Here is a 23,837-nt window from a genome sequence, read left to right on the forward strand (position 1 = left end):
CGTCGGCGACTTTCCTGAGCTTGAATTCAAGGCCGTAGGCTGCGGCGAGAGCGGATCGCCCGAGGCAACAGGGCAGCATCGCGGCGCTGACCGCGGTGCAGGCGAAGCCGTTCACAAGCTTGCGTCGTATCCTGTCGATCGGCATGGCTTCCTCCCGCTTCCGAACTGCAAGGTGATCAGGCCACGCCCGGAAATTTTTGCTGGAACGACCGCAAAAGGTCGCTCATCACCTGTGGATTGCGATAGTGCCGCGGCAGCCTTACGTCGAACATGCCGAGCACATGGGCCGGCCGCTGCGCGAGCACGATGATGCGGTCCGACAGCATCAGGGCCTCGCGCAGATTGTGGGTTACCATCAGGGCGGTCGTGGGCCGCGCCGACCACACGGTCAAAAGCAGGTGCCGAAGCCGCTCGGCGGTCCGTTCGTCGAGTGAGGCAAAGGGTTCGTCCAGGAACAGCACCGCCGGTTCGGTGGCGAAGGCCCTGGCAAGCGCTGCCCTGCGCGCAAGGCCGAGCGAAAGCTCCGCCGGATAGAGCGAGCGCATGCCGGCGAGGCCGAGCGTGTCGAACAGCCCGTCGAGATTCTTCGTTCTCAGGCTTTTCGGCAGCGCCAGCCTGACATTCTGCTCCACTGTTCGCCACGGCAGCAAGACCGGCTCCTGGAATACGGCGGCGATCCGGTTGGAGCCGCCTTCAGGCAGTTGGAACGAGCCGGAAAAGTCCTTGTCCAACCCAAGCAGGATGCGCAGCGTCGTGGTCTTGCCGCAGCCGGACGGCCCCAGCAAGCAGGCGAATTCGCCTTGCCGGACCTCGAAGGAAAGGTCCTGGAGCGCCGTGATCGAGACGCCTTGCGCGGACCTGAAAGTCTTTTCGGCGATGTCGACCCTAAGCGGGACGACGGCGCCAACGGGTTGCATGTCGTTCAACGGGCTGCACCAGAAAGAGTTCGATGACTAGCATCACCGCCACGAAAGCCAGGGTGTAGGCGAGGATGGCGGCGACGTCGAAGAGCTGGAAATAAAGATAGATCTGGAAGCCGACGCCGTCGGAGCGGCCGAGCAGCTCGACCACCAGGACGATCTTCCAGATGAGAGCGATGCCGGATCGTGAGGCGGCGGCAAGATAGGGCTGCAGTTGCGGCAGCAGGACGTGGCGAATGCGGTCGAGAAGACCGAAGCGGTAGACGGCGGCCATTTCGGCGTAACCCGGATCAAGCGCCCTGGCGCCTTCGCGCATCGTCACCACGACATTCGGGATCTTGTTGACGGCAACCGCGCCAATCGCCGCCGCTTCGTTGAGGCCGAACCAGATGTAGGCGAGCACGATGACGACCAGCGCGGGAATGTTGAGGAACAGAACCACCCAGGGAGCGAAGAACCGGTCTGCGCGGCGGTGGCTGCCGAGGAGGACGCCGATGACCGAGCCAACAACCATCGCGACGACATATGCCGCGGCAACCCGGCCGAGTGTCGCGCCGAGATGGTAGAAGAGATCGCCGTTCGCCGCCTCTGCGAGCAGCACCTGCCAGACCTGTCCCGGCCCTGGAAAGGCACGGCTCGGCCAGGCATTTGCCGCAAGGCCCCACAGCAGGCCAAGCCCGAGCAGAGAGGCCGCAACCGTCAGCACCGGTGTCAGCGCCGCTGCCAGGCCGGATTGGCTGGACATGCCGGCCGCAGCGCCAGGCTGGCGATCGCCGGTATCAGGTGCGCTCATTGCGGGGGTACCTGCCAGAACGTGCCGGGCGCCATCTCGGGCGCGCGGCCGACCAGCTTTTCGCCGCCGATCTCGGCCAGCACACGATAGAGCTTGCCGGCGTCGGCCGCATCCTCGGCGACGGGGCGTCTGGGAATGCCCTCGCGATAGCGGTCACGCAGTTTGGCCAGTTCCTCGCCTTGCGCGCGGATAATCGGCGCAAGGCGCAGCCACTCATCGTCGGATCTGGCCAGCAAGTCCTTGGACTGCGCCGAAGCCTTGATGAAGCCGCTGATAGCGTCCGGATTTTCGTTCGCCCATTTGTCATGAAAGACATAGCCGAGCGCCGATACGGCGCCTGAGGCCCCGAGCGCTTTCGCCGCAGCATCGGCGCCGATCAGCCGACGAAAGCCGTTGGCCTCGAGCCGGGCGCAAAAATGCCAGAAATTGAGCACCGCATCGAGCTCGCCCTGCATCGCCTTTTCCGAAATCAGCGGCGGCGCGCCAAAGACGATGTCGCTGGTTGCCGCCAGGTCGAGGCCGTGATCGCGTCTGGCCAGCGCCTGGATCAGCAGCCAGCTTTTATCGAGAGATCCGCCGGCGACGCCGAGCTTTTTTCCGCTGAGATCGGTGATCGTGCGGATCGGCGCTGCCTCCTTCACCATGATCGCCCCGACGGCGGTCGAATAGGGGACCAGTGTGAGGTCGACTCCTTCGGAGCGCTGGCGCGAGACCCACAGCCAGTCGGAGACGATCATGTCGATCGCGCCGGCCAGCATGGCGACGTTGGTTGCATCCTCGCCGGCAAAATCGAGGATCTCCAGATCGATGCCGTTGGCTGCGTCGAACCTGTGGTGCTTCAGCGTGTCAAGCGCCCAGCTCACGGTGCCGAATTTCAGCACACCGATGCGAACCCTGTTCCTGGCGAAGGCGGGGGTCGTGGCGAAGGAGGGCTTTGGGACAAGCGCCGCGGCTGTTCCAAGAGCCGCCAGCCGGAGCGTTCCTCGACGCGAAATCATCATGATGTCTCCTCCCGAGGCCGCAACCGGCCGGGCGCCGATCAGATCGCACGGTCTTTGTTCGGGAACGCGCATTTCCAGCGCTTGACCTTGAGGGTCGGGTGTTCCTGCGACCATTTCGCGATTTCGGTGGGCGCCAGCATCATGCATTGGAACAGAGAGCCGCGGCTCTCGAAATAGAGATGTTCGTCTCGGCAATTGCCCGGATTGGCAATCAGGCAAACCGTCAAGATGAGGTCGACCATATCCATTCAGCACCTCTTGCGCGCTTGAAGACGCCCGCTTTGACGAGATCCGGCCCGATCCAAGAGCCTGGACAAAATCGCCAACTGCCGGAGTCCCGAAGTGCCCATGGAAAACCGGAATGGTTTGAGGCTACGCGTTCGCCCGATGGCCGTCAATCGCGCCGTCGGTGAAGCTGCCGATCTCCCTCCTTGCGGGGGGAGATGCCCGGCAGGGCAGAGGGGGGTGCTGTCCCTCCGACCTGTCGACCAATTACAGCCACGCCCTCAGCTGATTTCCGGTTGGGATGGATAAAGCCGAAAGTTGGCGATCCTTCCCACCCCCCTCTGTCCTGCCGGACATCTCCCCCGCAAGGGGGGAGATTGGATGTCGCTTCGGCTTTCGCCAACCATCAACGCTGGAAGGCAGCGCAAACCTGAAGCGACTGCCTTGAACCCGGGTAGCGGTTGACATCCCCCATCGGCCGGGTAGCTTCCAGGATGCAGTGCTGCAACTCCACAAGGGAGAAGCTCTCGCTCTGCATAAAACGATGCATGCCGATGATCAGACAAAGGCATGCGCTAATCGTCCAGGGCACCTTGACGATCAATGAGGAAATGCCATGCGTGCAGTCGCATTTTTCGCCGTCGTGTCCGTTGCGACGTTTATTACAAATCAATCGCAGGCACAGGATGCCGCCGCGGGTGAGAAGGTCTTCGCCAAATGCAAGGCCTGCCATGTCGTCGACGAGGACAAGAACAAGATCGGTCCGTCGTTAAGCGGCGTTATCGGCCGGACGGCCGGCACGCATCCGGGGTTCAAATATTCCAAACCGATGGCCGAGGCGGGCAAATCCGGCGTCAAATGGGACGAAGCCACGCTGACGAATTATCTTCGCGACCCGAAGGGCATGATCAAAGGTACGAAGATGGCGTTTCCCGGTCTCAAGAAGGACGAGGATCTCGCCAACGTCATCGCCTATCTGAAGCAATACTCCAAATAACCCGGTTTTTCCGCAGGAAATAACCCGGTTCTTCCCGCGGAAGTAACCCGGTTCTTCCCCCGGAAGTAACCCGGTTCTTCCCCCGGAGTAACGCGACTTCGCCGGCCGTTCGCAAACTGCGTTCGGCCGGTGCCCGCACTGGTTGGCGCCGGTCAAGCGGCGTCTTGCAGCCTGCGCATGGCGGAAGGCAGGTCGAGCAGGCCGTCGCAAACCAGGTCGGCGCCAAGTGCTTCAACGGCAATTTGGGTGTAGCCGCCACGCAGCAGGATAGCCGGCATGCCGGCGGCGCGGGCGGCGGCCACGTCGGCGCCGCTGTCTCCGACCATCAGTGCGTCACGAGGCTCGACCTGAAGCTGGTCGAGCGCCAGTAGCAGAGCGTCGGGCGCCGGTTTCAGGCAAGTTACCGCGTCTCCGCCGACGATCGCGCCGAGATGCTCCGTCAGCCCGAAATGCAGCAGGATTTCGCGAGCCGCCAGCTGCGGCTTGTTAGTCACCACGCCCATCGCTATTCCGCTCAAGTGGAAGTGGGTGAGAACCTCCCTGACGCCAGGCATCAGTGTCGTCAGGCCGGTCAGATGCCTGCGGTAGATCGGCGCCATGGCGCGGTTGGCTTCATCGAGCGCGCTGCCGAGGAGCGGCGCGCCGGATGCCGCGAAGGCTCGCTCGATCAGTTTCCTGACGCCGCCGCCGATCATCGCCCTGACCTGTTCCAGGCGCAGCGGCGACAGATCGCGGCCGGCCAGCAGCTCGTTGACGGCGGCGGTTATGTCAGGCGCCGAATCGACCAGCGTGCCGTCGAGATCGAACAGGATCGCTTTTGGCGATCGAAACCGCCTGCCTGCGCCGACGTTCATGCAGCATCCTTCCACTTGATCGAGCAGCCGATCGAAGCGATCTGGTCCAGCGGTCCGTCGCCGGTTCGGGCAATCTGCCTCATCGCCTCGAAAAGGTCGCGTCTCAGTCCGGGCGGCCCGGCGTCGCGCCGCGCCGCGTCCAGCCGGCCGCGATATTGCAGCGTCAACTCGCTGTTGAGCCCAAAGAAATCCGGAGTGCAAACCGCTCCATAGGCACGCGCAACCGTCTGGCGCTCGTCGTGGAGGTAGGGGAAAGTGAAGCCGTTCGCCCTGGCGAAGAGCTTCATGTTGTCGAAGGAGTCATCGGGATAGGCGTCGGCATCGTTGGAGCTGATCGCGACAAAGCCGATGCCTTCGGGCTTGAGGTAGCTGGCATCGCGGACGATGCGTGAAATCACCGCCTTCACATAAGGGCAGTGGTTGCAGATGAAGGCCACCACCAGCCCGTTCGGGCCGGCATGGCTGAAGATCGAATGCGATTTGCCGTCGACACCGGGCAAGACGGCATCGATGGCTTGCCAGCCGAAATCGCAGACAGGTGGGATTGCCCCCATGTTGTCCTCCGATGAAATGGTTTACGCGGCTCTCCGGATCGCGCCGTCGGCTGCCTGCCTGATGGCGCCGATATTGGCGCGATAGGCCGCCTCGCTGCCGCCCTTGAAGATAGCCGAGCCGGCGACCAGCACATTGGCGCCGGCCGCGGTGACCAGCGGAGCGGTCTCGGGGGTGACGCCGCCGTCGATCTCGATGTCGATCGGGCGATTGCCGATCAGCGCCTTGACCCGCCTGACCTTGTCGACGACCGCCGGAATGAAAGCCTGGCCGCCGAAACCCGGATTGACCGTCATCAGAAGCACCAGATCGAGCCGGTCGAGCACATATTCGATGACGCTTTCCGGCGTCGACGGGTTCAGCGACACGCCGGCCTTCTTGCCGAGATTCCTGATCGCCTGCAGCGAACGGTCGAGATGCGGCCCGGCCTCGGCATGCACGGTGATGATGTCGCAGCCGGCCTCGGCGAAGGCGGCGAGATAGGCGTCGGCCGGCGCAATCATCAGGTGACAGTCGAAGACCTTGTCGGTTCGGTCACGGATCGCCTTGATCACCGGCGGGCCGAACGTGATGTTGGGCACGAAATGGCCGTCCATCACGTCGAGATGGATCCAGTCGGCACCCGCCCGGACGACTGCTTCGACCTCGTCGCCGAGCCGCGAGAAATCCGCAGAAAGCACCGAGGGGGCGATGATTGTCTTGGTACCCATGGTCGTCGGCTCCATTCCGTCTTCGGTTTTCGGTCGCTGCACACCAACCGGCGTCATCTTGTCAGCGCGCCTTCGTCTCCGGTTCGCCTTCGAGCTTGCCTTCTGCGAAAACGCGGCTGCCGCGAATATCGGATTCCTCAATGGTGATAAGGTCGGTCTTCGTCAACACCCGGTCTCGCGACGTGAAAAGCCGGTTGGCCTGGCGAAGCCGCGCCCGGTCGAGCCCATTGCGGACCGAGCGAGCGTTGGAGAAATGCGGCAGCCGCATGCGGATCGGCAGATACTCTTGGAGCGCCTTGGCCGCCGCCTCGCTGAGACGATAATTCTGTTCCGCCAGCATGATCTCGGCGATCGATTTGAGCTCGCCGACGCCGTAGTCGGGAAAATCGAGGTGGTGGGCGATGCGCGAGCGCATGCCGGGATTGCTGTTGAAGAAGCGGTCCATCTTGTCCTTGTAGCCGGCAAGTATCACAACCAGGTCGTCACGGTTGTTTTCCATGCATTGCAGCAGGATCTCGATCGATTCCTGGCCGTAGTCGCGTTCGTTCTCGGGCTTGTAGAGATAGTAGGCCTCGTCGATGAAAAGCACCCCGCCCATGGCGCGCTTGATCACTTCGCGGGTTTTGGGCGCGGTGTGGCCGACATACTGGCCGACGAGATCGTCTCGCGTCACTGCGACCATGTGGCCCTCGCGGACATAGCCGAGACGATGCAGGATTTCGGCCATCCTCAGCGCCACGGTGGTCTTTCCGGTGCCGGGGTTTCCGGTGAAGTTCATGTGCAGGGTCGGCGCGCCCGAGGTCAGGCCGAACTTGCGGCGAAGCCGGTCGACCAGGAGCAGCGCCGCGATCTCGCGGATGCGGGTCTTGATGGGCTTCAGGCCAACGAGTTCGCGGTCGAGCTTGCCCAGCACCTCATCGATGTTGGACGCCTCGAACTCGGCCTGCAGATTGACCGATTCGTCCGGCGCGGCAGTGCCCTTTGCTATCGCGTCCAGCATGGTTTCGGCTAGCTCCGCTCGCCTTCGGGCCTGTCGGTCGCATAAGGCACAATCGAATAGCCCTGGTTGCGGCCGTCGCGCTCCTGGCGCAGCAGCCGGAACCCGGGTTCGTTGGGCGGCCGGTTGACGATGAACGACATGCGCGGCGCTTCCCAGCCCTTGCTCGAATCGAAGGCGGTGACCCGGACATACATGTTGGGCATGGCTTTCCGGCAATTGTTGACTTCAAGCAGGATGCCCGCCGGGTCTTTCAGGTCGAACATCGGGTTGCCGTACATTTCCCAATAGGTATTTCGCGGATGCGGATCGTCCGTGTACTCGACGCTGACCGCCCAGTGGTTTTTCAGCGCATATTTGATCTGCGCCGAAATCTGCTCATCGGTCAGTTCGGGCAGGAACGAAAACTGTCCCTGCGTGACCTTGTTTCCCGGATTGGTCATCATGGCGACGGTTCCTTTCGTCTAGAAGCTGGGCGTTGCGGTTGGCACGAAGTCGGCCGTGTCGGTCGATTCGTAGTTGAATGTGACGTCCTTCCAGGTCTCCAGGGCCGCCTTCAGCGGCGTGCACCATCTGGCCGCCTGTTCGAGGATTTTGGTGCCTTCGCGCAGATAGTCGCGGCCCTCGTTGCGGGCGAGGATCATCGCTTCCAACGCGACGCGATTGGCCGTTGCGCCGGCCTGGATGCCGTCCGGATGGCCGATCGTGCCGCCGCCGAACTGCAGGACGACGTCCTCGCCGAGATAATGGATCAGCTGGTGCATCTGGCCGGCATGGATGCCGCCCGAGGCGACGGGCATCACCTTGTTGAGCGAGGCCCAGTCCTGGTCGAAGAACAGCCCGGTTTCGAGGTTCTGCGGCGTGCGCTCCTCGCGCAGCGTGTCATAAAAACCCTTGATCATCAGCGGGTCGCCTTCCAGCTTGCCGACAACGGTACCGGCATGGATGTGGTCGACACCGGCCATCCGCATCCATTTGCAGATGACGCGAAAATTCATGCCGTGGTTCTTCTGGCGCGAATAGGTCGAGTTGCCGGCGCGGTGCAGGTGCAGGATCATGTCGTTGCGGCGTGCCCACTTGGCCATCGACTGGATCGCCGTGTAGCCGATGACCAGGTCGATCATGACGATGCAGGAGCCAAGCTGTTTTGCGAATTCGGCGCGCTCATACATCTCCTCCATCGTGCCGGCGGTGACGTTGAGATAATGGCCCTTGACCTCGCCGGTGGCGGCCGACGCCTTGTTCACGGCCTCCATGCAGTAGAGGAAGCGGTCGCGCCAGTGCATGAAGGGCTGCGAGTTGATGTTCTCGTCGTCCTTGACGAAGTCGAGGCCACCCTTCAGCGCCTCGTAGACGACGCGGCCATAGTTGCGGCCTGACAGGCCAAGCTTCGGCTTCGTCGTCGCGCCGAGCAGCGGCCGGCCGAACTTGTCGAGCCGCTCGCGTTCCACCACGATGCCGGTCGCCGGGCCCTGGAAGGTTTTCAGGTAAGCCACCGGGATGCGCATGTCCTCGAGCCGCAAGGCCTTGACTGCCTTGAAGCCGAACACGTTGCCGATGATCGATGCAGTCAGGTTGGCGATTGACCCCGGTTCGAACAGGTCGAGGTCGTAGGCGATGTAGGCGAAGTACTGCTGCTCGGTCTTGGTGCCGGGACCGGTGTTCGGCACCGGCTCGGATCTGAACGCCTTGGCGCGGTAGAGCTCGCAGGCGGTCAGCCTGTCGGTCCACACCACCGTCCATGTCGCGGTGGAGGATTCACCGGCGATGGCGGCCGCCGCCTCCTCGTGGTCGACGCCTGGCTGCGGCGTGATCCGAAACATGGCGATCAGGTCGGTCTCCTTGGGCCGGTAGTCCGGCTCCCAGTAGCCCATCTTCTTGTAGGGGATGACGCCCGACTTGTAGCGTTCCTTGCCTTCCTTGAGCGTGCCAGCTGACGGCATGTCGATCTTGTTCATGACAGGTCTCCTGTTTGCCGCTCAGGCGGCTTTCGCGGTTGCGATTTGCGGGTCGAGTTTTCCCGCGGCGTAACGTTTGGCCATCTCGTCCATGGCGATAACTTTGATCTTCGAGGCGTTGCCGGCGGTGCCGAAGCGCTCGAAGCGATCGCGGCAAAGGTCGCGCAGGGCATCCATGGCGGGTTTCAGGAATTTGCGCGGATCGAATTCGCGCGGGTCTTCCGTCGCGACGCGGCGGAACTGCCCGGCCATGGCCATGCGGCAATCGGTGTCGATGTTGACCTTGCGCACGCCGTAACGGATGCCGCGCTCGATCTCCTCGACCGGAACGCCAAAGGTCTGGGGCATCTCGCCGCCATATCGGTTGATGACGTCCTGCAGTTCCTGCGGCACCGAGGAAGAGCCATGCATGACCAGATGCGTGTTGGGCAGCTTTTCGTGGATCGCCTCGATCACCTGCATGGCGAGGATGCCGCCGTCGGGCTTGCGGCTGAATTTGTAGGCGCCGTGCGAGGTGCCGCAGGCGATCGCCAGCGCGTCGACCCGGGTGGCGGTGACGAAGTCGACCGCCTGATCGGGATCGGTCAAAAGCTGGTCGTGGGAAAGCGCACCTTCGGCGCCATGCCCGTCCTCGGCCTCGCCCTGGCCGGTTTCCAGCGAGCCGAGCACGCCAAGCTCGCCTTCGACGGAAGCGCCGACCCAATGCGCCATCCGTGCGACACGTTCGGTGATGGCGACGTTGTAGTCATAGCTTGCCGGCGTCTTGGCGTCCGCCATCAACGAGCCGTCCATCATCACCGAGGTGAAGCCGTGGTGGATCGCCGAAAGGCAGGTGGCTTCGTTGTTGCCGTGGTCCTGATGAATGCAGAGCGGAATGGCCGGATGCATTTCGGTCAACGCCTCCATCATCTTGGCCAGCATGATGTCGTTGGCATAGGAGCGGGCGCCGCGCGAGGCCTGGATGATGACCGGCGCGTCACAGGCCCTGGCCGCCTCCATGATGGCAAGGCCCTGTTCCATGTTGTTGATGTTGAATGCCGGAACGCCGTAGCCGTGCTCGGCGGCATGGTCGAGAAGCTGGCGAAGGGTGATGCGGGCCATTTTTGGGGTCCTTCCTAGATGATGAGCTTCAGCGCCGCTGCGGCGATGGCTTCGGGCGTGATGTCGAAATGCCGGTAGAGATCCGGGGCAGGGGCGCTGGCGCCGAAACCGGCCATGCCGACGAAAGCGCCGGTGTCGCCGGTCCAGCGGTCCCAGCCGAGCCGTGCTGCGGCTTCGACGGCGACGCGCGGCGCCGAGCCGAGGACAGCCTTGCGGGTGCCGGCATCCTGTTCCTCGAACAGCTCCCAGCACGGCATCGAGACGACGGCGGCGGCGATGCCGTGCTCGGTCTCCAGCCGTTCGGCGGCGGCAACGGCGATCTCGACTTCCGAGCCGGTGGCGATCAGCGTCACGGCGCGGTGCCCGGCTGGCTCGCGCAGGACGTAGGCGCCCTGGCTCGACCGGTTCTCGTCGATGTGTGGCTCGTCGCTGTGTGCCTTCTCGCTGTGTGCTTGGCGCAGCATCGGCAGGTTCTGGCGCGAGAGCACCAGCACGCTCGGCCGGTTCTTGCTCTTCAGCGCCAGTTCCCAGCACTCCGCCGTTTCGATTATGTCGGCCGGACGGAAGACGTTGAGGTTGGGCGTCGCCCGCAGCATCGCCAGGTGCTCGATCGGCTGATGGGTCGGGCCGTCCTCGCCGAGACCGATGGAATCATGGGTCATCACATAGATGACGCGCTGGCCCATCAGCGCCGACAGCCGCATCGCGCCGCGCGCATAGTCGGCGAAGCACAGGAAGGTGCCGCCATAAGGCACGAAGCCGCCATGCAGCGCGATGCCGTTCATGGCCGCAGCCATGCCGTGCTCGCGGATGCCGTAGTGGATGTAGCGGCCGGCATAGGCACCAGGTGCTATGCGATCCATGCCCTTGGTGATCGTCAGGTTCGAATGCGTCAGGTCTGCGGAGCCGCCGACGGTCAGCTCGGTTGCGGCGTTGATGGCGCCGAGCGCCATCTCGGAAGCTTTTCGCGTTGCGACCTTGGTCGCCTTTTCGACATGCTCTTTGCGGAAAACGCCGAGCGCTTCGAAGACCGCGTCGGGCAGGGTGCCGGCGACCGCACTCTCGAAGGCCTGGCGCTGCGGCGAGGCGGCAAGCCGCTGCTCCCAGGCGTGCCGCGCCGCTTGCCCGCGCTCGGCAATTTCGCGCCAGGCGAAGAGGATGTCGTCCGGCACCTCGAACGGCGCGCAAGCCCAGCCGATGTTCTCGCGCGTCGCGGCGATCTCGGCCTCGCCCAGCGGCGCGCCGTGCGTCTTTTCCGAACCGCCCAGGTTGGGCGCGCCCTTGCCGATCACCGTTCGGCAGGCGATCAGCGACGGCCGGTCAGACTGCTGCGCCGCTTCGATTGCCGCAGCGACGGCTTCCGTGTCGTGGCCGTCCACCGACTGGACATGCCATCCGGCGGCTTCGAACCGTCCCGGCTGGTCCATCGATGTCGACAGCGACGTCGGTCCGTCGATCGAGATCGCATTGTCGTCCCAGAAGACGATCAGCCGGGCGAGCTTCAGGTGACCGGCAAGGTCGATCGCCTCGTGGCTGATGCCTTCCTGCAGGCAGCCGTCGCCGGCGATCGCGTAGGTGAAATGATCGACGAGATCGGCGCCGTGGCGGGCAGCAAGCATGCGCTCGGCCAACGCCATGCCGACGGCGGTCGAGATGCCTTGCCCTAGCGGACCGGTCGTCGTCTCGATGCCAAGCGCATGGCCATATTCCGGATGTCCGGCGGTGCGGCTGCCCAGCTGGCGAAACCGCTGCAATTCCTCGATCGGCATGTCTTCAAAGCCGAGCAGGTAATGCAGCGCATATTGCAGCATTGAGCCGTGCCCGGCCGAAAGCACGAAGCGGTCGCGATCGGGCCAGTTGGGCGCCGACGGATCGATGTTGATGAAGCGGCTGAACAGCACCGTCGCAACGTCGGCCATGCCCATCGGCATGCCCGGATGACCGGAATTGGCCTCTTGGACGCTGTCCATCGCCAGTGCGCGAATGGCGTTCGCCATGTCGCGCTCCGAGACGGCGGCGACGGGCTTCAGGGCTGCTGCTTGGCTGTTCATGGCGTCCTCCTCACGACACACGGTTCTTGCGTTCGATCAATTGCAGGATGAGCGGCGTCAGGATCAGCTGCATGGCAAGATCGAGCTTGTTGCCTGGCACCACTATGGAATTCGGCCGCGACATGAACGAGTCGTGGATCATCGAAAGCAGGTAGGGGAAATCGATGCCGCGGGGATTGGCGAAGCGGATGACCAGCATCGATTCGTCGGGCGTCGGGATCCAGCGCGCGATGAACGGGTTTGACGTGTCGACGATCGGCACACGCTGGAAGTTGATGGCGGTCTGCGAGAATTGCGGGACGATGTAGCGGACATAGTCCGGCATGCGGCGCAGGATGACGTCCATCACCGCCTCGGTGGAATAGCCGCGGGTTGCCCGGTCGCGATGGATCTTCTGGATCCATTCGAGATTGATGACCGGCACCACGCCGATCCTGAGGTCGGCATGCCTGGCCAGGTCTATCTTGTCGGTGACGACGCAGCCATGCAGGCCCTCGTAGAAGAGCAGGTCGCTCGGCGGGAATTCGCGCCATTCGGTAAATTGCCCCGGCGGCGTGCCGTACTGCTTCTCCTCGTCCTCGTCATGGATGTAGGTGCGGGTCTTTCCAGTTCCGCGGCGGCCATATTCCTCAAAAACCTCTTCGAGGATTGCGAGCTCGTTGGCCTCGGCATGGAAGTGGGTGAAGTTCGGATTGCCGGCCTTCTCCTCCTCGGCCACCTTGACCTTCATCGTGGCGCGGTCGTAGCGGTGAAAGGCGTCGCCTTCGATGAAGGCGGCGTCGATGTTCTCGCGCCGGAAGATCAGCTCGAAGATGCGCTTGACCGAGGTGGTGCCGGCGCCTGACGACCCGGTGATGGTGATGATGGGGTGCTTTGCCGACATGATGCTCAGGCCCTGAACAGGCCGCGGCGGCTGAACAGCGGCGCACGCTCGCCAATCGCGCTGGGCTCGGTGTGGTAGCGGGTGATGCGCGCGACCTCGCGCGCCGATCCGAACACCACGGGCACGCGCTGGTGCAGGCCCTCGGGCTCGATTTCGAGGATGCGGGTGATGGTGTCGGTGGCGGCGCCGCCCGCCTGTTCGATGAGATAGGCGATCGGGTTGGCCTCATAGACGAGGCGCAGCCGTCCCTGGCGGTAACCCTTGCGCTTGTCGCCTGGATAGAGGAAGACGCCGCCGCGCATCAATATGCGGTAGCAGTCGGCGACGAGGGAGGCGATCCAGCGCATGTTGAAGTCCTTTCCGCGTGGGCCTTCGGTGCCTTCGAGGCAGTCGTCGATGTAGAGCCGCACCGCCTCGTCCCAATGCCGGTAGTTGGCGGCGTTGATGGCGAACTCCTGGGTACGCTGCGGGATGATCCGGCTCTCGTAGGCCTGGACGAAGGTGCCGAGCCTGGTCGAGAGAACGAAGACATGGGTGCCGCTGCCGAGCGACAGAACCAGCGCCAGCTGCGGCCCGTAGATGAAGAAACCGGCGCCCAGCTGGTTCACGCCTGCCTGCAAAAAAGAGGCGGCCGGATTTTCGTCCGGCGCGCCAGTTGCAGGGAGGAGCGAGAAGATCGTTCCGATCGACACGTTGGTGTCGATGTTGGAAGAGCCGTCGAGCGGGTCGATGGCGATGGCGAGAGGCGCCTGGCTGTCGAGCAGGACCGGCTGCTCCAGTTCCTCGGAGGCGTAGAGCGCGACCGGAGCGTGGCGCATGGCATCGAGGAAGATGTCGTCGGCGAAGATGTCGAGATCCTTCTGGATGTCGCCGTCGGCATTGGCGCTGCGGGTTCCGGCAAAGGCGGTGCCGAGCACCCCCTGATTGATGGTGTTGCGGACCTTGGCGGCGGCCTGCGTCAGCTGACGAACGGTCGCGACGACTGCCGAACGCAGTTCGTCGGGTGGGCCGAGATAGGAATTCAGAAATGCGTCGAGCGTTGCCGCTGGCATCGTAACCTCCCGATCCAGCCGCAACTCCTCCGGCCGGATTGGGGAATGAGAACAAACGGCGCTGGATAAGTAAAATTCAATAACTTTACTTTCGTACTAAAAAAAATTTAGTATGACGCATGAGAAACCTCACGCTCAAGCAATTCAAGACCGTTCAGGCCATCATCAGCCATGGAAAAATCGTCAGCGCGGCCAAGGTGTTAGGCTTGTCTCCTCCAGCGGTGACGATCCAGTTGCGGCAGGTCGAGGAGGAGTTCCAACTGGCCTTGTTCGACCGGACGTCGGACGGCATGCGTCCGACTGCCGCAGGTCTGGCCTTCGTCGAGACGGCGCAAGCGATCGAGGAGCGGCTTCGCCTGCTCGAAGACAAGATGGATGCGATCAAGGGCGTGCGTATCGGCAGCTTGCGGCTCGGCGTCGTTTCCACCGCCAAATATTTCGCGCCGCGGCTGATGGCCGGCTTCATGAAGGAACATCCCGACATCGACATGCGGCTCGCCATCGGCAACCGCGCCGAAACCATCAACAGCCTGAAGAACCACGACATCGACATCGCGCTGATGGGACGCCCGGCGCGGGAAGTCCCGGTGCGTGCCTCGGTCTTCGGCGATCACCCGCTGGTCATCATCGCGCCGCCCGACCACCCGCTGGCGTCAGCGCGCGAGATATCCAAGGAGCAGATCGCCGAAGAGCATTTCCTCATCCGCGAGCCCGGCTCCGGCACGCGCATCTCGCTGGAAATATTCCTGAGCGACGTGCCCGGCCGCATCGACGACCTTGGCGTCGAGATGGGCTCGAACGAGACGATCAAGCAGGCGGTGATGGCCGGGCTCGGCATTGCCTTCATCTCTGCCCACACCATCGCCGCCGAAACCGACGCCGGCCGGCTGGTCATCCTCGACGTCGTCGGCATGCCGATCCGCCGGCAATGGTTTTCGGTGATGCGCAGCGATCACGCGATCTCGCCGGCGATGGCGACATTCCACGATTTCCTGATGCGCAAGGGCGCGATGTACCTGCCGCTGTTCGGCAAGCTCTATCCGCACGAAGGACCGAACATTGGAGGTCGCGCGAGTTAGGCCGCGCGGCCTCAGGTCAAACGCTTCAGGCGAGTGATGGCCGTTCGTCGCCTCTCAACTAAGATTGCGCTTGACCTTTACATCGGCCCCACGGACGCGAGCCCAGCAGCACGCAGGCTGCCGTCTGCAAGGCGAGTCGGTGCATTGGCATCGGCGCGCATGTCGGTCTCTGACGATACCGTCACCTCCTCGCCGGACCGCGAGAACGCGTAGAGCGGGCCGCGGTGGCCCGGTATCGAAAAGGCCACGGAGTCGCCGTCGGCGAGGCCCATGACGACGCGCTGCGGATCGCCGCCGATCTTTGGCGCGAAGGTGGCGGTGACCTCCAGGCGGTCGCCCTCGACCGGGACGTAATAGACGACCATGTCGAGGTGCCCCTCGTGCAGGCTGCCGGCTTCGATCGGGCGTCCTATGGTGGCTTCCTCGGCAAACGCCGGGGCGGCAAGAAACAGCGCGGCCAGAACCGAGGCGCTCAGGGTTTTGCGGATCATCTCGTATCTCCTTCTTTTTAGATTTCGTTCGAACTCTATAACTGAGTTAGATTACGAATGCAATCTAAAAAATGAAAATTTATGATGCATGTGAGTCGCATGGCGCATCGGGCAGACAGAATGGAGGGCTGCCCGATTGACGCGCTCGGTTCGGATGCCGCCGGGCAGGGCGCCGACGTGAGGCATCATTCGAGGCCGGGGATCAGGGAATACTCTGGGATGCTCGATAGCTGGGTTGGCGAGGGCAGGGCAAGGAGCCCAGCAGCAAGGCTATTCTCTCGACAATGGCCGGCGCGGTGCTCCTCTCGTGACCGTCAACGACGAGCGCCTGTCGAAGCGGTTCCTGCAAGCGGCCGCCGAGCGCGCGCTGATGGGGTCGGCATGGCCATGAGCTAGCGTACCCGCGGTTACGCTGCGGGCCGCTGACTGCGCTTCTCCTAGCCTGCAATTGGTTCGGCAACAGCCTCTTCGAGGCCAGTTGCCGCCTGGGCGGCAAGACCGCGGGCCGCTGCTTGTGAATCGTAGAATTCCTGAAGTGCATAGACCTTGCCCCACCGCAGGGTGAATACGTGGAGACCACTGTTGACGTAGGATGCGTCGCCGTTGAGCAGCGTCGCGGTGCCGTCCCACTGGGCAAATACGGTGGTGTGCCACGGCCCGCCCGTCACCCAGACGTGGTTCACCGTAAGATGGAGATTGGGCAGGACGCGGCCGAGGCGCTCAAACCAGCGGCGCACGGCTTGCTTGTCGTGGCGCTCACCACCAAGCGCGTGGGCGCCGGAAACGCGGTGATGGACATGCGGCACGAGTGCTTTCACCGCCTCATCCCAGCGATGGTTGTTGACGTGGTCGAAGCTCTGCCGGATCGATTTCTCGACGAAATAACTGTATAGCATTTGACCTCTCCTCCAATTTGGATTGCGTTCGTACTCTATACCTGCTATAGATGTCGAACGCAAGCTAATTTAAGGAGGTCTACATGCGTGTGAGTCGCATTCAGGCGGCGGAAAACCGCGAAACCGTGATCAACGTGGCAAGCCGGCTTTTTCGGGAGCGCGGCTTTGACGGCATCGGCCTTAAGGACCTGATGCAGGCTGCCGGGCTGACCCAGGGCGCGTTCTACAAGCAGTTCGCCTCCAAGGACGATCTAGCGGTGCAGGCGTCGAGGCGGGCGATGGAGAGCGCCACGCTGCGGTGGTCGGCCGCGACTGCGGCAAAATCCGAGGATCCGCTTGGCGCGGTGATCGCATTCTACCTCAGTATGGACCATCGCGGAGAAAAGATGGACGGCTGCCCGATTGTCGCGCTCGGTTCGGATGCCGCCAGACAGGGCAGCGACGTGAAAGCGTCGTTCGAAGCCGGGATCAAGGAGCATCTCGAAATCCTCAGCCGTTTCATTGCCGAGGCCAATGGCGAGGAGCCCGAGAGAAAGGCTATGGCCATCCTCTCGACGATGGTCGGTGCGCTGACGCTATCGCGCGTCGTCAACGACCCTGGCCTCGCCCAGGCCTTCCTGGAGGCGGCGACCGAACAGGTTCGCGAAGCAGCCGCCGCTTGAACGGCGTGCGCAGCGCTGGCGGCGCAGCCAAATCGATAGGAAAACAGATGCGACGGATTGTTGTTACAGGCATGGGAGCGGTCACGCCCCTTGCTGCCGATGTCGAAGTGTCGTGGTCGCGACTGCTGGCCGGTCGCTCGGGCATCCGCAGGCTTCCGGACGCTATGGTGGCAGACCTGCCGGCCAAGATCGGCGGGGTGGTTCCCTCGCCGGAAGACGATCCGGAGGCTGGTTTCGATCCGAATACCGTCCTGGCTGCGAAGGACCAGCGCAAGGTAGACCGGTTCATCATCTTCGGGCTCGCCGCTGCGCAAGAGGCCCTCGCGCAAGCAGGATGGACGCCTGTCTCCGAAGCGGATCGCCTGCGCACGGCCACGATCATCGCGTCCGGCATCGGCGGCTTCCCCGCCATAACCGAGGCGGTGCGCACGGTTGACCAGCGCGGCGTCCGCCGCCTGTCGCCGTTTACGGTTCCGTCCTTCCTGGTGAACCTTGCGGCGGGCCACATCTCGATCCGCCATGGCTTCAAGGGGCCGCTCGGCGCGCCGGTGACGGCGTGCGCGGCCGGCATCCAGGCGATCGGCGATGCGGCTCGCCTCATCCGCGCCAACGAAGCCGATATCGCCGTGTGCGGCGGAACGGAAGCCTGCATGAACATCGTCAGTCTCGGTGGTTTTGCTGCCGCACGCTCTCTTTCAACCGGCTTCAACTGGGCGCCGGCTCAGGCGTCACGGCCGTTCGACGTGTCGCGGGACGGCTTCGTCATGGGCGAAGGAGCCGGCGTGCTGGTCATCGAGGCGTTGAGCCACGCGCTGGCGCGCGGTGCGAAACCGCTCGCCGAGCTCGTCGGCTACGGCACGACGGCGGATGCGCATCACGTCACCTCCGGTCCCGAGGACGGCGACGGGGCGCGCCGAGCCATGCAGATCGCGATTGCCCAAGCCGGCATTTCGCCGCGTGAGGTTCGCCACCTCAATGCGCACGCGACCTCCACGCCGGTCGGTGATCTCGGGGAAATGGCGGCGATCAAAACACTCTTCAGCGCAGATTCCACCATCGCCGTCAGCGCAACCAAATCGGCGACCGGACATTTGCTTGGAGCCGCCGGCGGGCTTGGAGCCATCTTCGCAATCCTGGCGCTCAGGGATCAGGTGGCGCCGCCAACCCTCAATCTGGGCGCGCCGGATCCAGCCGGCGACGGCATCGACTTCGTCGCCAACCAGGCCCGGCCAATGACAATGGACTACGCGATCTCAAACGGCTTCGGCTTTGGCGGCGTCAACGCCAGCGCGCTGTTCCGGCGCTGGACGGATGAGTTGGCCGACGCGAACGCCAGAGGCGCTCATAACTGACTCCGACCTTTCATGCTTCCTCCATGCCAATCCAAAATCAGTCCAATCCAAAGAAAGAAATCATTTCCATGAACAACACCAATCCTGGCGTCGCCCTGGTGACGGGGGCGTCCTCCGGCATCGGGCGCGCAACGGCCATAGCTTTGCAAAGCGCCGGTTTTCGCGTGTTCGGCACCAGCCGTCGCGCAGCCGCCAAAAACTCCGACGGCCTGACCATGCTGGCCTGTGACGTGACCGATGACGCGTCGGTGGCGAAACTGGTCGATGACGTGCTGGCCGAGACCGGGCGCATCGACCTGCTTGTCAACAATGCCGGCATGGGTCTGTTTGGTGGCGCGGAAGAGTCGTCAATGGTCCAGGCTCAGGCACTGTTCGATGTGAACGTCTTCGGCGTTCTCCGCGTGACCAACGCGGTCCTGCCGATAATGCGCCGTCAAGGCAAGGGTAGGATCGTCAATCTGAGTTCGGTGCAGGGGTTCATCCCAGCTCCCTATTTCGCGCTTTATGCGTCGACCAAACATGCCATCGAAGGCTATTCCGAATCGCTCGACCATGAACTGCGCCTGTTCGGGATTCGCGTTGCATTGGTCGAACCCGCTTATACCCGCACGTCGTTTGAAGATAATCTCGCCAGGCCGGACCAGTTGCTTGATATCTATGACGCTGCGCGCGCTGGCATGAACGCAGTCGTGCGGAAAGCAATGGAAAAAGGCGATTCGCCCGAATTGGTCGCCAAGACGGTTTTGGCTGCTGCGATCGATCCCGTTCCGAAGAGGCGCTATGCTGCGGGAAAAATGGCGCGCCAGGTCAGTCTCCTGCGCCGTTTCGTCCCCGCATCCGCATTCGACAAGAGCCTGCGCAAGCAGAACGGGCTGCCGGTCTGACGACATCGAAGACACCCCGTGAAGATCGGAATCATCGACGCCGGAAACATCGGCGCCGCATTGGCGCAGCGCAACCTGAAGCAATTGCCTAGAACGCCCCGGCGGTTGTTGGTGTTAGATAAGCGATATGCTATATTGCAGTGCGAAAGAGTGGGGGCCACGTCCTTTCACACCCGTAAGCGATCTGTATGTGCGACCCCTGCAGACTGGTCGGTATCACTGAAACTCCCGGGCATGGGGTTCGGGATTCGATGGGGGCATGGGGCAATGCTTTATACGCTGGTTATGATGGTCTGCCTGACGGATGTGCCGCAGACCTGTGAACAACGCGAACAGATGGTGGACGGCCTGGCGATGAACCCAGGGACCGCCTTCATGCAGGCGCAGCCGCTGGTAGCCCAGTGGATCGAGACGCATCCCGGTTATTTCGTGCAGCGCTGGCGCGTGCTGCCCGGCCGGGGAACGTGAGATCCGCTGCGGAGATAGAGGTTCTACTTCTTTGCGGCGAGGGTTTCCGAGACGGCCTTGGACAATTGATAAAGCCGCTGCTCGATGATCGTCGGCACTTCACAGACGTAAGTCAGTGATTGGACGCGTTCATTGAAAATTCGCGTTGCGAATTTCAGCTGTTCGGTGCGCCGTTCGATGTCGTCGGGATTCGCATCCGGCTTTGCCCGCAACGCATCGACGTCGGACGCTGCCTTGCGCAAGGCGGCGGCCATTTCGAGCTGCTTGTGGGCGTACCGGGAAATGCCTGAGATCACCTGCGAACGCTCGGCGTCCATGTGATCGAACATGCCTTGCACCAGCATCGCCATCTTCGGCGCAAGCTGCTCGGCCGGCAGCGAGGCGGCGAAATCCTTGATTTTCTTTTGGGCTTCGGCGATCGGCATCCGCCGGGCCGCCACCTCCTCGACCAGGGTGGAGACGGCAGGGTCCTTCGAAAAATCCTTCGCCGCTGGCGGAAGCTCCGGCCCATTCCAGATCTGGCCGAGCGAGAGTTGCGGCACTTTGCGCTGTATGCAGGGCCAGTCCGGATCGGTATTCGCTGCCCTGGCGTTCATGCTCGGCGTCAGCATGGCAACCACAGCCAGGCTGCGAACAAGGCTCATTCGTGCCATCAGCCATTTCCTCCGGTGTCTTGTTTGCGGGTCACCAGGCCGCGCGAAGGGTCGTAGGCGATGATGGCGGCGGCAAGGAACAGAACAGTGCATCCGGCAACGACGCCCAGCGACAGCCACTCGATCTGGCCGTAGAAGGCGAAGCGGATCAGTTCGACGGCATAGGTGAACGGGTTGGCGAGGCAGATCTTGTGCAGCAGCGGGCTCGCCTCCTGGATGCGCCACAACGGATAGAGCGCCGGCGAGGCGAAATAGCCGGGAAAGATGACGAAGTTCATGATGCCGGCGAAATTTTCGAGCTGCTTGATCATCGACGACAAAAGCATGCCGAGCGCGCAAAGCATCATGCCCGACAGGAACAGCGCCGGCAGCACCATGAGATAGCCGATCGGCGGCGCCTTGACGCCCCAGAACCAGGCAACGATCAGGAACGCATAGACCTGCGCGATCGATACGGATACGCCGGCGAGCATCTTCGACACCAGCAGGAACCAGCGCGGGAAGGGGCTGACCAAAAGGGTGCGCATGTTGCCCATCTCGCGGTCATAAACCATCGACAGCGAAGACTGCATGCCTGAGAACAGCAGGATCATGCCGCACAGCCCCGGCGTGATGTAGACCTCGTAGAGCACGTAGGTCTTGTAGGGCGGGATGATCGACACGCCGAGCACCTGCCGGAATCCGGCGGCAAAGATGAACAGCCAGATGAGCGGCCGAACCAGCGAGGATATGAAGCGCTCGCGCTGGTGCAGGAAGCGCAGGCATTCCCGCAGGACGACGCCCTTGAGGCAGATGAGATAGTGGCGCAGGCCGAATTTCTCGAACTTCTCCGGAAAGATGCCGGCGACTTTTTCGGGTATTGAAGGAGCGCTCATGGCGATATCCCCGCGGTGCCGGCCGCCTCGATGCGGCTGAGCCTGGAAAAGGCGTCGCGGATCGAGCCGGCGCCGCTCGTCCTGACGACATCGGCCACCTTGCCCTTGGCGACCAGTTCGCCCTGGCGCAGCACGACGACATGGTCGCCGTCGTCAACCTCGTCGATCAGATGCGTTGCCCACAGCACGCCGATGCCCTCGGTTTCGACGAGCTTGCGGATGGTGGCGAGAATGCCGGCGCGCGACTGGATGTCGAGACCGACCGTCGCCTCATCGAGCAGCAGTAGCGACGGGCGGTGGAGCAGCGCCCTGGCGATCTCGATGCGCCGCATCTGGCCGCCGGAAAGGCTGCGTGCCTTGTCGTGCTGGCGGCCCGGCATGTCGACGATATCGAGCAGCGCGGCAATGCGCTGCCGGGCCTCGCGTCCGCCGATGCCATGCAGCGCGGCGTGGTAGGAGAGGTTCTGGTGGACGCTGAGGTCGAGGTCGAGCGTGCGCGCCTGGAACACGATGCCGACCCGCCTGAGCGCCTCGCCCGAAGCGCGGCTGACGTCATGGCCGAAGATGCGGATCGATCCGCGGCGCGTGTCGTAAAGATGGCTGATCAGCGAGAACAGCGTCGTCTTGCCGGCGCCGTTGAGACCGAGAAGCACGGTGAACGTCGCCGGCGCGATCGAGAACGAGACGTCGCTGAGCGCCCGCTTCGAACCATAGGAATGGCTGACGGCGGCGACGTCGAGCGCCGCCACCTGATCTCCCGGTCCGTTTGTCCTCACATGCTGCACGCCGGTCGGCTCCCTTGTCGTCGACAACTGTCTAGCCCAACTCTAGCCCACGGGGCGCGATCGCGCAGGTCCTGCTTTTCAAACCTTACTTGATCGTGATCGTGCCCTTCATGCCCTTGTCGGCGAGGTCGGGCACCGACCATGTGTAGATGCCTGGCCTCACGGTGGTGAACTGTACCTGGATGGTGCCGTCGGCGTCGAATTCGAGCCATGCGGGTGCGCCGTTCATGTGCACCTCGAGGTCGTTGATGACGATCTGGTTGTTCCACACATTGCGGAACAGGTCGGTGTGGAATTTGTACTCCAGCCCGCCGGCCGCGGTGATCTTCCAGCGATAGCCCTGGCCGGCGATCAGCTCAAAATCCTCCTGGTTGGCGGTGAACTGGTCTTCCTTGCTGCCGAGGATAAGTTCGGGCACGTCCTTGCTGGCCCGGGTCGCCTTCTCGGCTTTCGGACTGGCCTCCGTGCTGGCCGCTCCGGCGGCGGCGTCATCGTCATCGCCGTCCTGCGCCCAGACCTGGCCCTGGGTGAGCGCCATGCCCACCAGCGCGGCGAAAGCGACTGCCCGAAATTTCCGCATGATTTCCTGCCCTTCTGCTGTTTTTTCTGTCGGCTTGATTTACTTGGTTTATTCAACGGTTCATTTGGCGGAATTCAATTGGGCGAGACGACGACGCCCCACGGCAGCGCGCCGACGGTCACCGACTGCACCGGCTCGTCGGTCGCCACGTCGATGAAGGTGATGTCGTTCGACACGCCGTTGGTCGAGATGATGGTCTTCTGGTCCGGGGTGAAAGCAAGCTGCCAGACGCGTTGGCCGACCAGCACATATTTCTCGACCTCGTATGTCTGCGTGTTGACCACCGCGACGCGGTTGGCCGGTCCCAGCGCCACATAGGCTTTCTTGCCGTCGGCGGTGATGCGCACACCGACCGGCTGGATGGATTCGGGCCTCAGGCCGGCAACCTCGAAGGTGATCTTCTGGACGACTTCGCGCGTTTGATTGTCGATCACCGAAACCGTGCCACCGATCTCGGCGCTCACCCAGGCCTGCTTCCCGTCGGGCGTGAACTCGACGAAGCGCGGACGCGCGTCAACCAGCACGTTGTCGGTGATCTCGTGCGTGGACGTATCGATGAAATGCGCCATGTTCGTCGTTTCCGACGTGTTGACCATGGTCTTTCCGTCCGGGCTGACACCCATGCCCTCCGGTTCGACGCCGACCGGGATTTCCGCCAGCACTTTCTTGCCCTCGATGTCGATGACGGTGACGAGATTGTCGTCCTCATTGGCGACATAAAGCGTCTTGCCGTCGGGCGACAGCACGAACAGCTCCGGGTCGGGCCCGGAAGGCAAGGTGTCGACGATCTCCAGCGACGCCGTGTCTATAACCTCGATCGAATCATCGTCACTGGCGCAGAGATAGATGTGCTTGCCGTCGTGGGAGATGGTGATGCCGCGTGGACGCTGCCCGACATTGACGGTCTTCACCACCTGCATCGTCGCGGTGTCGACGACGGTCATTGTATTGTCTTTCTCGTTGGAGACATAGGCCATGTAGGCCGACGCCGGACCGGCCATGAAGCCGGTCGCAACGA

27 protein-coding genes are annotated in these 23,837 nt (G+C 63.1%); 6 read left to right on the forward strand and 21 right to left on the reverse strand.

Features of this window, described 5'->3' with window-relative positions:
• Positions 1 to 176: 176 nt before the first annotated feature.
• Genes AC0L2K_RS14645 through AC0L2K_RS14660 form a run of 4 tightly spaced genes read right to left on the reverse strand, consistent with a single transcriptional unit; the run spans position 177 to position 2,962 of the window.
• A complete protein-coding gene (locus AC0L2K_RS14645; protein WP_036261082.1) occupies positions 177 to 917 on the reverse strand; it encodes an ABC transporter ATP-binding protein in 741 nt (246 codons plus the stop codon).
• Entirely contained in the window at positions 886 to 1,665 is a 780-nt protein-coding gene (locus tag AC0L2K_RS14650) for an ABC transporter permease (RefSeq protein ID WP_287375891.1), read from the reverse strand. The genes AC0L2K_RS14645 and AC0L2K_RS14650 overlap by 32 nt, the downstream gene beginning before the upstream one ends.
• Positions 1,666 to 1,709: 44 nt before the next feature.
• Complete coding sequence (locus AC0L2K_RS14655) at positions 1,710 to 2,714, reverse strand: ABC transporter substrate-binding protein (protein WP_473531662.1); 1,005 nt, start codon at positions 2,712 to 2,714, stop codon at positions 1,710 to 1,712.
• 38 nt (positions 2,715 to 2,752) lie between these two features.
• Entirely contained in the window at positions 2,753 to 2,962 is a 210-nt protein-coding gene (locus tag AC0L2K_RS14660) for a hypothetical protein (protein WP_027151301.1), read from the reverse strand.
• Between the two features lie 593 nt (positions 2,963 to 3,555).
• Here AC0L2K_RS14660 and AC0L2K_RS14665 point away from each other — a divergent pair.
• Positions 3,556 to 3,936 carry a c-type cytochrome gene (locus tag AC0L2K_RS14665; RefSeq protein WP_027151302.1) on the forward strand — a complete coding sequence of 127 codons (381 nt, stop codon included), beginning with the start codon at positions 3,556 to 3,558 and terminating at the stop codon, positions 3,934 to 3,936.
• 152 nt (positions 3,937 to 4,088) lie between these two features.
• Here the strand turns inward: AC0L2K_RS14665 and gph are convergent, their stop codons facing one another.
• From gph to AC0L2K_RS14715, 10 genes are all read right to left on the reverse strand, one after another.
• Entirely contained in the window at positions 4,089 to 4,790 is a 702-nt protein-coding gene (gph, locus tag AC0L2K_RS14670; RefSeq protein ID WP_023797686.1) for a phosphoglycolate phosphatase, read from the reverse strand.
• On the reverse strand, positions 4,787 to 5,344 hold the full coding sequence (locus AC0L2K_RS14675) for a thioredoxin family protein (RefSeq protein ID WP_473531663.1): 558 nt from the start codon (positions 5,342 to 5,344) through the stop codon (positions 4,787 to 4,789). The genes gph and AC0L2K_RS14675 overlap by 4 nt, the downstream gene beginning before the upstream one ends.
• A gap of 21 nt (positions 5,345 to 5,365) precedes the next feature.
• Positions 5,366 to 6,052, reverse strand: coding sequence for a ribulose-phosphate 3-epimerase (gene rpe, locus AC0L2K_RS14680; RefSeq protein WP_287225672.1), 687 nt, complete (start codon positions 6,050 to 6,052; stop codon positions 5,366 to 5,368).
• 61 nt (positions 6,053 to 6,113) lie between these two features.
• On the reverse strand, positions 6,114 to 7,052 hold the full coding sequence (gene cbbX / locus AC0L2K_RS14685) for a CbbX protein (protein ID WP_287225674.1): 939 nt from the start codon (positions 7,050 to 7,052) through the stop codon (positions 6,114 to 6,116).
• Between the two features lie 8 nt (positions 7,053 to 7,060).
• Positions 7,061 to 7,495 (reverse strand): ribulose bisphosphate carboxylase small subunit, encoded by a 435-nt coding sequence (locus AC0L2K_RS14690; protein ID WP_287225675.1) that lies wholly within the window; start codon positions 7,493 to 7,495, stop codon positions 7,061 to 7,063.
• Between the two features lie 18 nt (positions 7,496 to 7,513).
• Positions 7,514 to 9,007 carry a ribulose-bisphosphate carboxylase large subunit gene (locus tag AC0L2K_RS14695; RefSeq protein WP_023797691.1) on the reverse strand — a complete coding sequence of 498 codons (1,494 nt, stop codon included), beginning with the start codon at positions 9,005 to 9,007 and terminating at the stop codon, positions 7,514 to 7,516.
• Between the two features lie 21 nt (positions 9,008 to 9,028).
• The gene (fba, locus tag AC0L2K_RS14700; RefSeq protein WP_473531664.1) at positions 9,029 to 10,108 is read right to left on the reverse strand and encodes a class II fructose-bisphosphate aldolase; all 1,080 of its coding nucleotides are present in this window, start codon (positions 10,106 to 10,108) and stop codon (positions 9,029 to 9,031) included.
• A 14-nt stretch (positions 10,109 to 10,122) separates the two neighbouring features.
• The gene (gene tkt, locus AC0L2K_RS14705; RefSeq protein ID WP_473531665.1) at positions 10,123 to 12,159 is read right to left on the reverse strand and encodes a transketolase; all 2,037 of its coding nucleotides are present in this window, start codon (positions 12,157 to 12,159) and stop codon (positions 10,123 to 10,125) included.
• Between the two features lie 10 nt (positions 12,160 to 12,169).
• Positions 12,170 to 13,042 (reverse strand): phosphoribulokinase, encoded by an 873-nt coding sequence (locus AC0L2K_RS14710; protein WP_023797694.1) that lies wholly within the window; start codon positions 13,040 to 13,042, stop codon positions 12,170 to 12,172.
• A 5-nt stretch (positions 13,043 to 13,047) separates the two neighbouring features.
• The gene (locus tag AC0L2K_RS14715) at positions 13,048 to 14,094 is read right to left on the reverse strand and encodes a class 1 fructose-bisphosphatase (protein WP_473531666.1); all 1,047 of its coding nucleotides are present in this window, start codon (positions 14,092 to 14,094) and stop codon (positions 13,048 to 13,050) included.
• A 119-nt stretch (positions 14,095 to 14,213) separates the two neighbouring features.
• On the opposite strand from AC0L2K_RS14715, the gene AC0L2K_RS14720 reads away from it, so the two are divergent.
• Positions 14,214 to 15,173 carry a LysR family transcriptional regulator gene (locus tag AC0L2K_RS14720; protein WP_473531667.1) on the forward strand — a complete coding sequence of 320 codons (960 nt, stop codon included), beginning with the start codon at positions 14,214 to 14,216 and terminating at the stop codon, positions 15,171 to 15,173.
• Between the two features lie 77 nt (positions 15,174 to 15,250).
• On the opposite strand, the gene AC0L2K_RS14725 is transcribed toward AC0L2K_RS14720, so the two are convergent.
• Complete coding sequence (locus AC0L2K_RS14725) at positions 15,251 to 15,664, reverse strand: hypothetical protein (RefSeq protein ID WP_287342087.1); 414 nt, start codon at positions 15,662 to 15,664, stop codon at positions 15,251 to 15,253.
• Positions 15,665 to 16,101: 437 nt separating this feature from the next.
• Positions 16,102 to 16,560, reverse strand: coding sequence for a nuclear transport factor 2 family protein (locus AC0L2K_RS14730; protein ID WP_473531668.1), 459 nt, complete (start codon positions 16,558 to 16,560; stop codon positions 16,102 to 16,104).
• An 83-nt stretch (positions 16,561 to 16,643) separates the two neighbouring features.
• On the opposite strand from AC0L2K_RS14730, the gene AC0L2K_RS14735 reads away from it, so the two are divergent.
• The 4 genes from AC0L2K_RS14735 to AC0L2K_RS14750 all read left to right on the forward strand — a co-directional run bounded on the left by AC0L2K_RS14735 (position 16,644) and on the right by AC0L2K_RS14750 (position 19,926).
• Entirely contained in the window at positions 16,644 to 17,222 is a 579-nt protein-coding gene (locus tag AC0L2K_RS14735) for a TetR/AcrR family transcriptional regulator (RefSeq protein ID WP_473531669.1), read from the forward strand.
• A gap of 47 nt (positions 17,223 to 17,269) precedes the next feature.
• Complete coding sequence (gene fabF, locus AC0L2K_RS14740; RefSeq protein ID WP_473531670.1) at positions 17,270 to 18,574, forward strand: beta-ketoacyl-ACP synthase II; 1,305 nt, start codon at positions 17,270 to 17,272, stop codon at positions 18,572 to 18,574.
• 68 nt (positions 18,575 to 18,642) lie between these two features.
• Positions 18,643 to 19,458 carry an oxidoreductase gene (locus tag AC0L2K_RS14745; RefSeq protein ID WP_473531671.1) on the forward strand — a complete coding sequence of 272 codons (816 nt, stop codon included), beginning with the start codon at positions 18,643 to 18,645 and terminating at the stop codon, positions 19,456 to 19,458.
• Positions 19,459 to 19,725: 267 nt separating this feature from the next.
• Positions 19,726 to 19,926, forward strand: coding sequence for a hypothetical protein (locus AC0L2K_RS14750; protein ID WP_023797709.1), 201 nt, complete (start codon positions 19,726 to 19,728; stop codon positions 19,924 to 19,926).
• A 23-nt stretch (positions 19,927 to 19,949) separates the two neighbouring features.
• Here the strand turns inward: AC0L2K_RS14750 and AC0L2K_RS14755 are convergent, their stop codons facing one another.
• The 5 genes from AC0L2K_RS14755 to AC0L2K_RS14775 all read right to left on the reverse strand — a co-directional run bounded on the left by AC0L2K_RS14755 (position 19,950) and on the right by AC0L2K_RS14775 (position 23,820).
• Positions 19,950 to 20,579, reverse strand: a complete 630-nt coding sequence (locus tag AC0L2K_RS14755; protein WP_473531672.1) for a hypothetical protein — start codon at positions 20,577 to 20,579, stop codon at positions 19,950 to 19,952.
• The gene (locus tag AC0L2K_RS14760; RefSeq protein WP_287249316.1) at positions 20,579 to 21,454 is read right to left on the reverse strand and encodes an ABC transporter permease; all 876 of its coding nucleotides are present in this window, start codon (positions 21,452 to 21,454) and stop codon (positions 20,579 to 20,581) included. The genes AC0L2K_RS14755 and AC0L2K_RS14760 overlap by 1 nt, the downstream gene beginning before the upstream one ends.
• Positions 21,451 to 22,239 (reverse strand): ATP-binding cassette domain-containing protein, encoded by a 789-nt coding sequence (locus AC0L2K_RS14765; RefSeq protein WP_128246367.1) that lies wholly within the window; start codon positions 22,237 to 22,239, stop codon positions 21,451 to 21,453. Before AC0L2K_RS14765 ends, AC0L2K_RS14760 begins: the two co-directional genes overlap by 4 nt.
• Before the next feature lie 85 nt (positions 22,240 to 22,324).
• Entirely contained in the window at positions 22,325 to 22,819 is a 495-nt protein-coding gene (locus AC0L2K_RS14770) for a cupredoxin domain-containing protein (protein WP_473531673.1), read from the reverse strand.
• 74 nt (positions 22,820 to 22,893) lie between these two features.
• Positions 22,894 to 23,820 carry a YVTN family beta-propeller repeat protein gene (locus AC0L2K_RS14775; RefSeq protein ID WP_236391369.1) on the reverse strand — a complete coding sequence of 309 codons (927 nt, stop codon included), beginning with the start codon at positions 23,818 to 23,820 and terminating at the stop codon, positions 22,894 to 22,896.
• Positions 23,821 to 23,837: the final 17 nt, after the last annotated feature.

It is taken from the genome of Mesorhizobium sp. WSM4817, assembly GCF_055811135.1.

Excerpts from the sequence above, each read along its gene's own strand:
- AC0L2K_RS14645 (WP_036261082.1), bottom strand. The coding sequence starts at position 917 with ATGCAACCCGTTGGCGCCGTCGTCCCGCTTAGGGTCGACATCGCCGAA.
- AC0L2K_RS14650 (WP_287375891.1), bottom strand. The coding sequence starts at position 1,665 with ATGTCCAGCCAATCCGGCCTGGCAGCGGCGCTGACACCGGTGCTGACG.
- tkt (WP_473531665.1), bottom strand. The coding sequence starts at position 12,159 with ATGAACAGCCAAGCAGCAGCCCTGAAGCCCGTCGCCGCCGTCTCGGAG.
- AC0L2K_RS14750 (WP_023797709.1), top strand. The coding sequence starts at position 19,726 with ATGCTTTATACGCTGGTTATGATGGTCTGCCTGACGGATGTGCCGCAG.
- AC0L2K_RS14655 (WP_473531662.1), bottom strand. The coding sequence starts at position 2,714 with ATGATGATTTCGCGTCGAGGAACGCTCCGGCTGGCGGCTCTTGGAACA.
- fabF (WP_473531670.1), top strand. The coding sequence starts at position 17,270 with ATGCGACGGATTGTTGTTACAGGCATGGGAGCGGTCACGCCCCTTGCT.
- AC0L2K_RS14715 (WP_473531666.1), bottom strand. The coding sequence starts at position 14,094 with ATGCCAGCGGCAACGCTCGACGCATTTCTGAATTCCTATCTCGGCCCA.
- AC0L2K_RS14665 (WP_027151302.1), top strand. The coding sequence starts at position 3,556 with ATGCGTGCAGTCGCATTTTTCGCCGTCGTGTCCGTTGCGACGTTTATT.
- cbbX (WP_287225674.1), bottom strand. The coding sequence starts at position 7,052 with ATGCTGGACGCGATAGCAAAGGGCACTGCCGCGCCGGACGAATCGGTC.
- AC0L2K_RS14725 (WP_287342087.1), bottom strand. The coding sequence starts at position 15,664 with ATGATCCGCAAAACCCTGAGCGCCTCGGTTCTGGCCGCGCTGTTTCTT.
- AC0L2K_RS14730 (WP_473531668.1), bottom strand. The coding sequence starts at position 16,560 with ATGCTATACAGTTATTTCGTCGAGAAATCGATCCGGCAGAGCTTCGAC.
- AC0L2K_RS14770 (WP_473531673.1), bottom strand. The coding sequence starts at position 22,819 with ATGCGGAAATTTCGGGCAGTCGCTTTCGCCGCGCTGGTGGGCATGGCG.
- AC0L2K_RS14660 (WP_027151301.1), bottom strand. The coding sequence starts at position 2,962 with ATGGATATGGTCGACCTCATCTTGACGGTTTGCCTGATTGCCAATCCG.
- gph (WP_023797686.1), bottom strand. The coding sequence starts at position 4,790 with ATGAACGTCGGCGCAGGCAGGCGGTTTCGATCGCCAAAAGCGATCCTG.
- AC0L2K_RS14710 (WP_023797694.1), bottom strand. The coding sequence starts at position 13,042 with ATGTCGGCAAAGCACCCCATCATCACCATCACCGGGTCGTCAGGCGCC.
- AC0L2K_RS14735 (WP_473531669.1), top strand. The coding sequence starts at position 16,644 with ATGCGTGTGAGTCGCATTCAGGCGGCGGAAAACCGCGAAACCGTGATC.
- AC0L2K_RS14695 (WP_023797691.1), bottom strand. The coding sequence starts at position 9,007 with ATGAACAAGATCGACATGCCGTCAGCTGGCACGCTCAAGGAAGGCAAG.
- AC0L2K_RS14690 (WP_287225675.1), bottom strand. The coding sequence starts at position 7,495 with ATGATGACCAATCCGGGAAACAAGGTCACGCAGGGACAGTTTTCGTTC.
- AC0L2K_RS14745 (WP_473531671.1), top strand. The coding sequence starts at position 18,643 with ATGAACAACACCAATCCTGGCGTCGCCCTGGTGACGGGGGCGTCCTCC.
- rpe (WP_287225672.1), bottom strand. The coding sequence starts at position 6,052 with ATGGGTACCAAGACAATCATCGCCCCCTCGGTGCTTTCTGCGGATTTC.
- AC0L2K_RS14755 (WP_473531672.1), bottom strand. The coding sequence starts at position 20,579 with ATGGCACGAATGAGCCTTGTTCGCAGCCTGGCTGTGGTTGCCATGCTG.
- fba (WP_473531664.1), bottom strand. The coding sequence starts at position 10,108 with ATGGCCCGCATCACCCTTCGCCAGCTTCTCGACCATGCCGCCGAGCAC.
- AC0L2K_RS14720 (WP_473531667.1), top strand. The coding sequence starts at position 14,214 with ATGAGAAACCTCACGCTCAAGCAATTCAAGACCGTTCAGGCCATCATC.
- AC0L2K_RS14675 (WP_473531663.1), bottom strand. The coding sequence starts at position 5,344 with ATGGGGGCAATCCCACCTGTCTGCGATTTCGGCTGGCAAGCCATCGAT.
- AC0L2K_RS14775 (WP_236391369.1), bottom strand. The coding sequence starts at position 23,820 with ATGGCCGGTCCGGCGTCGGCCTACATGGCCTATGTCTCCAACGAGAAA.
- AC0L2K_RS14760 (WP_287249316.1), bottom strand. The coding sequence starts at position 21,454 with ATGAGCGCTCCTTCAATACCCGAAAAAGTCGCCGGCATCTTTCCGGAG.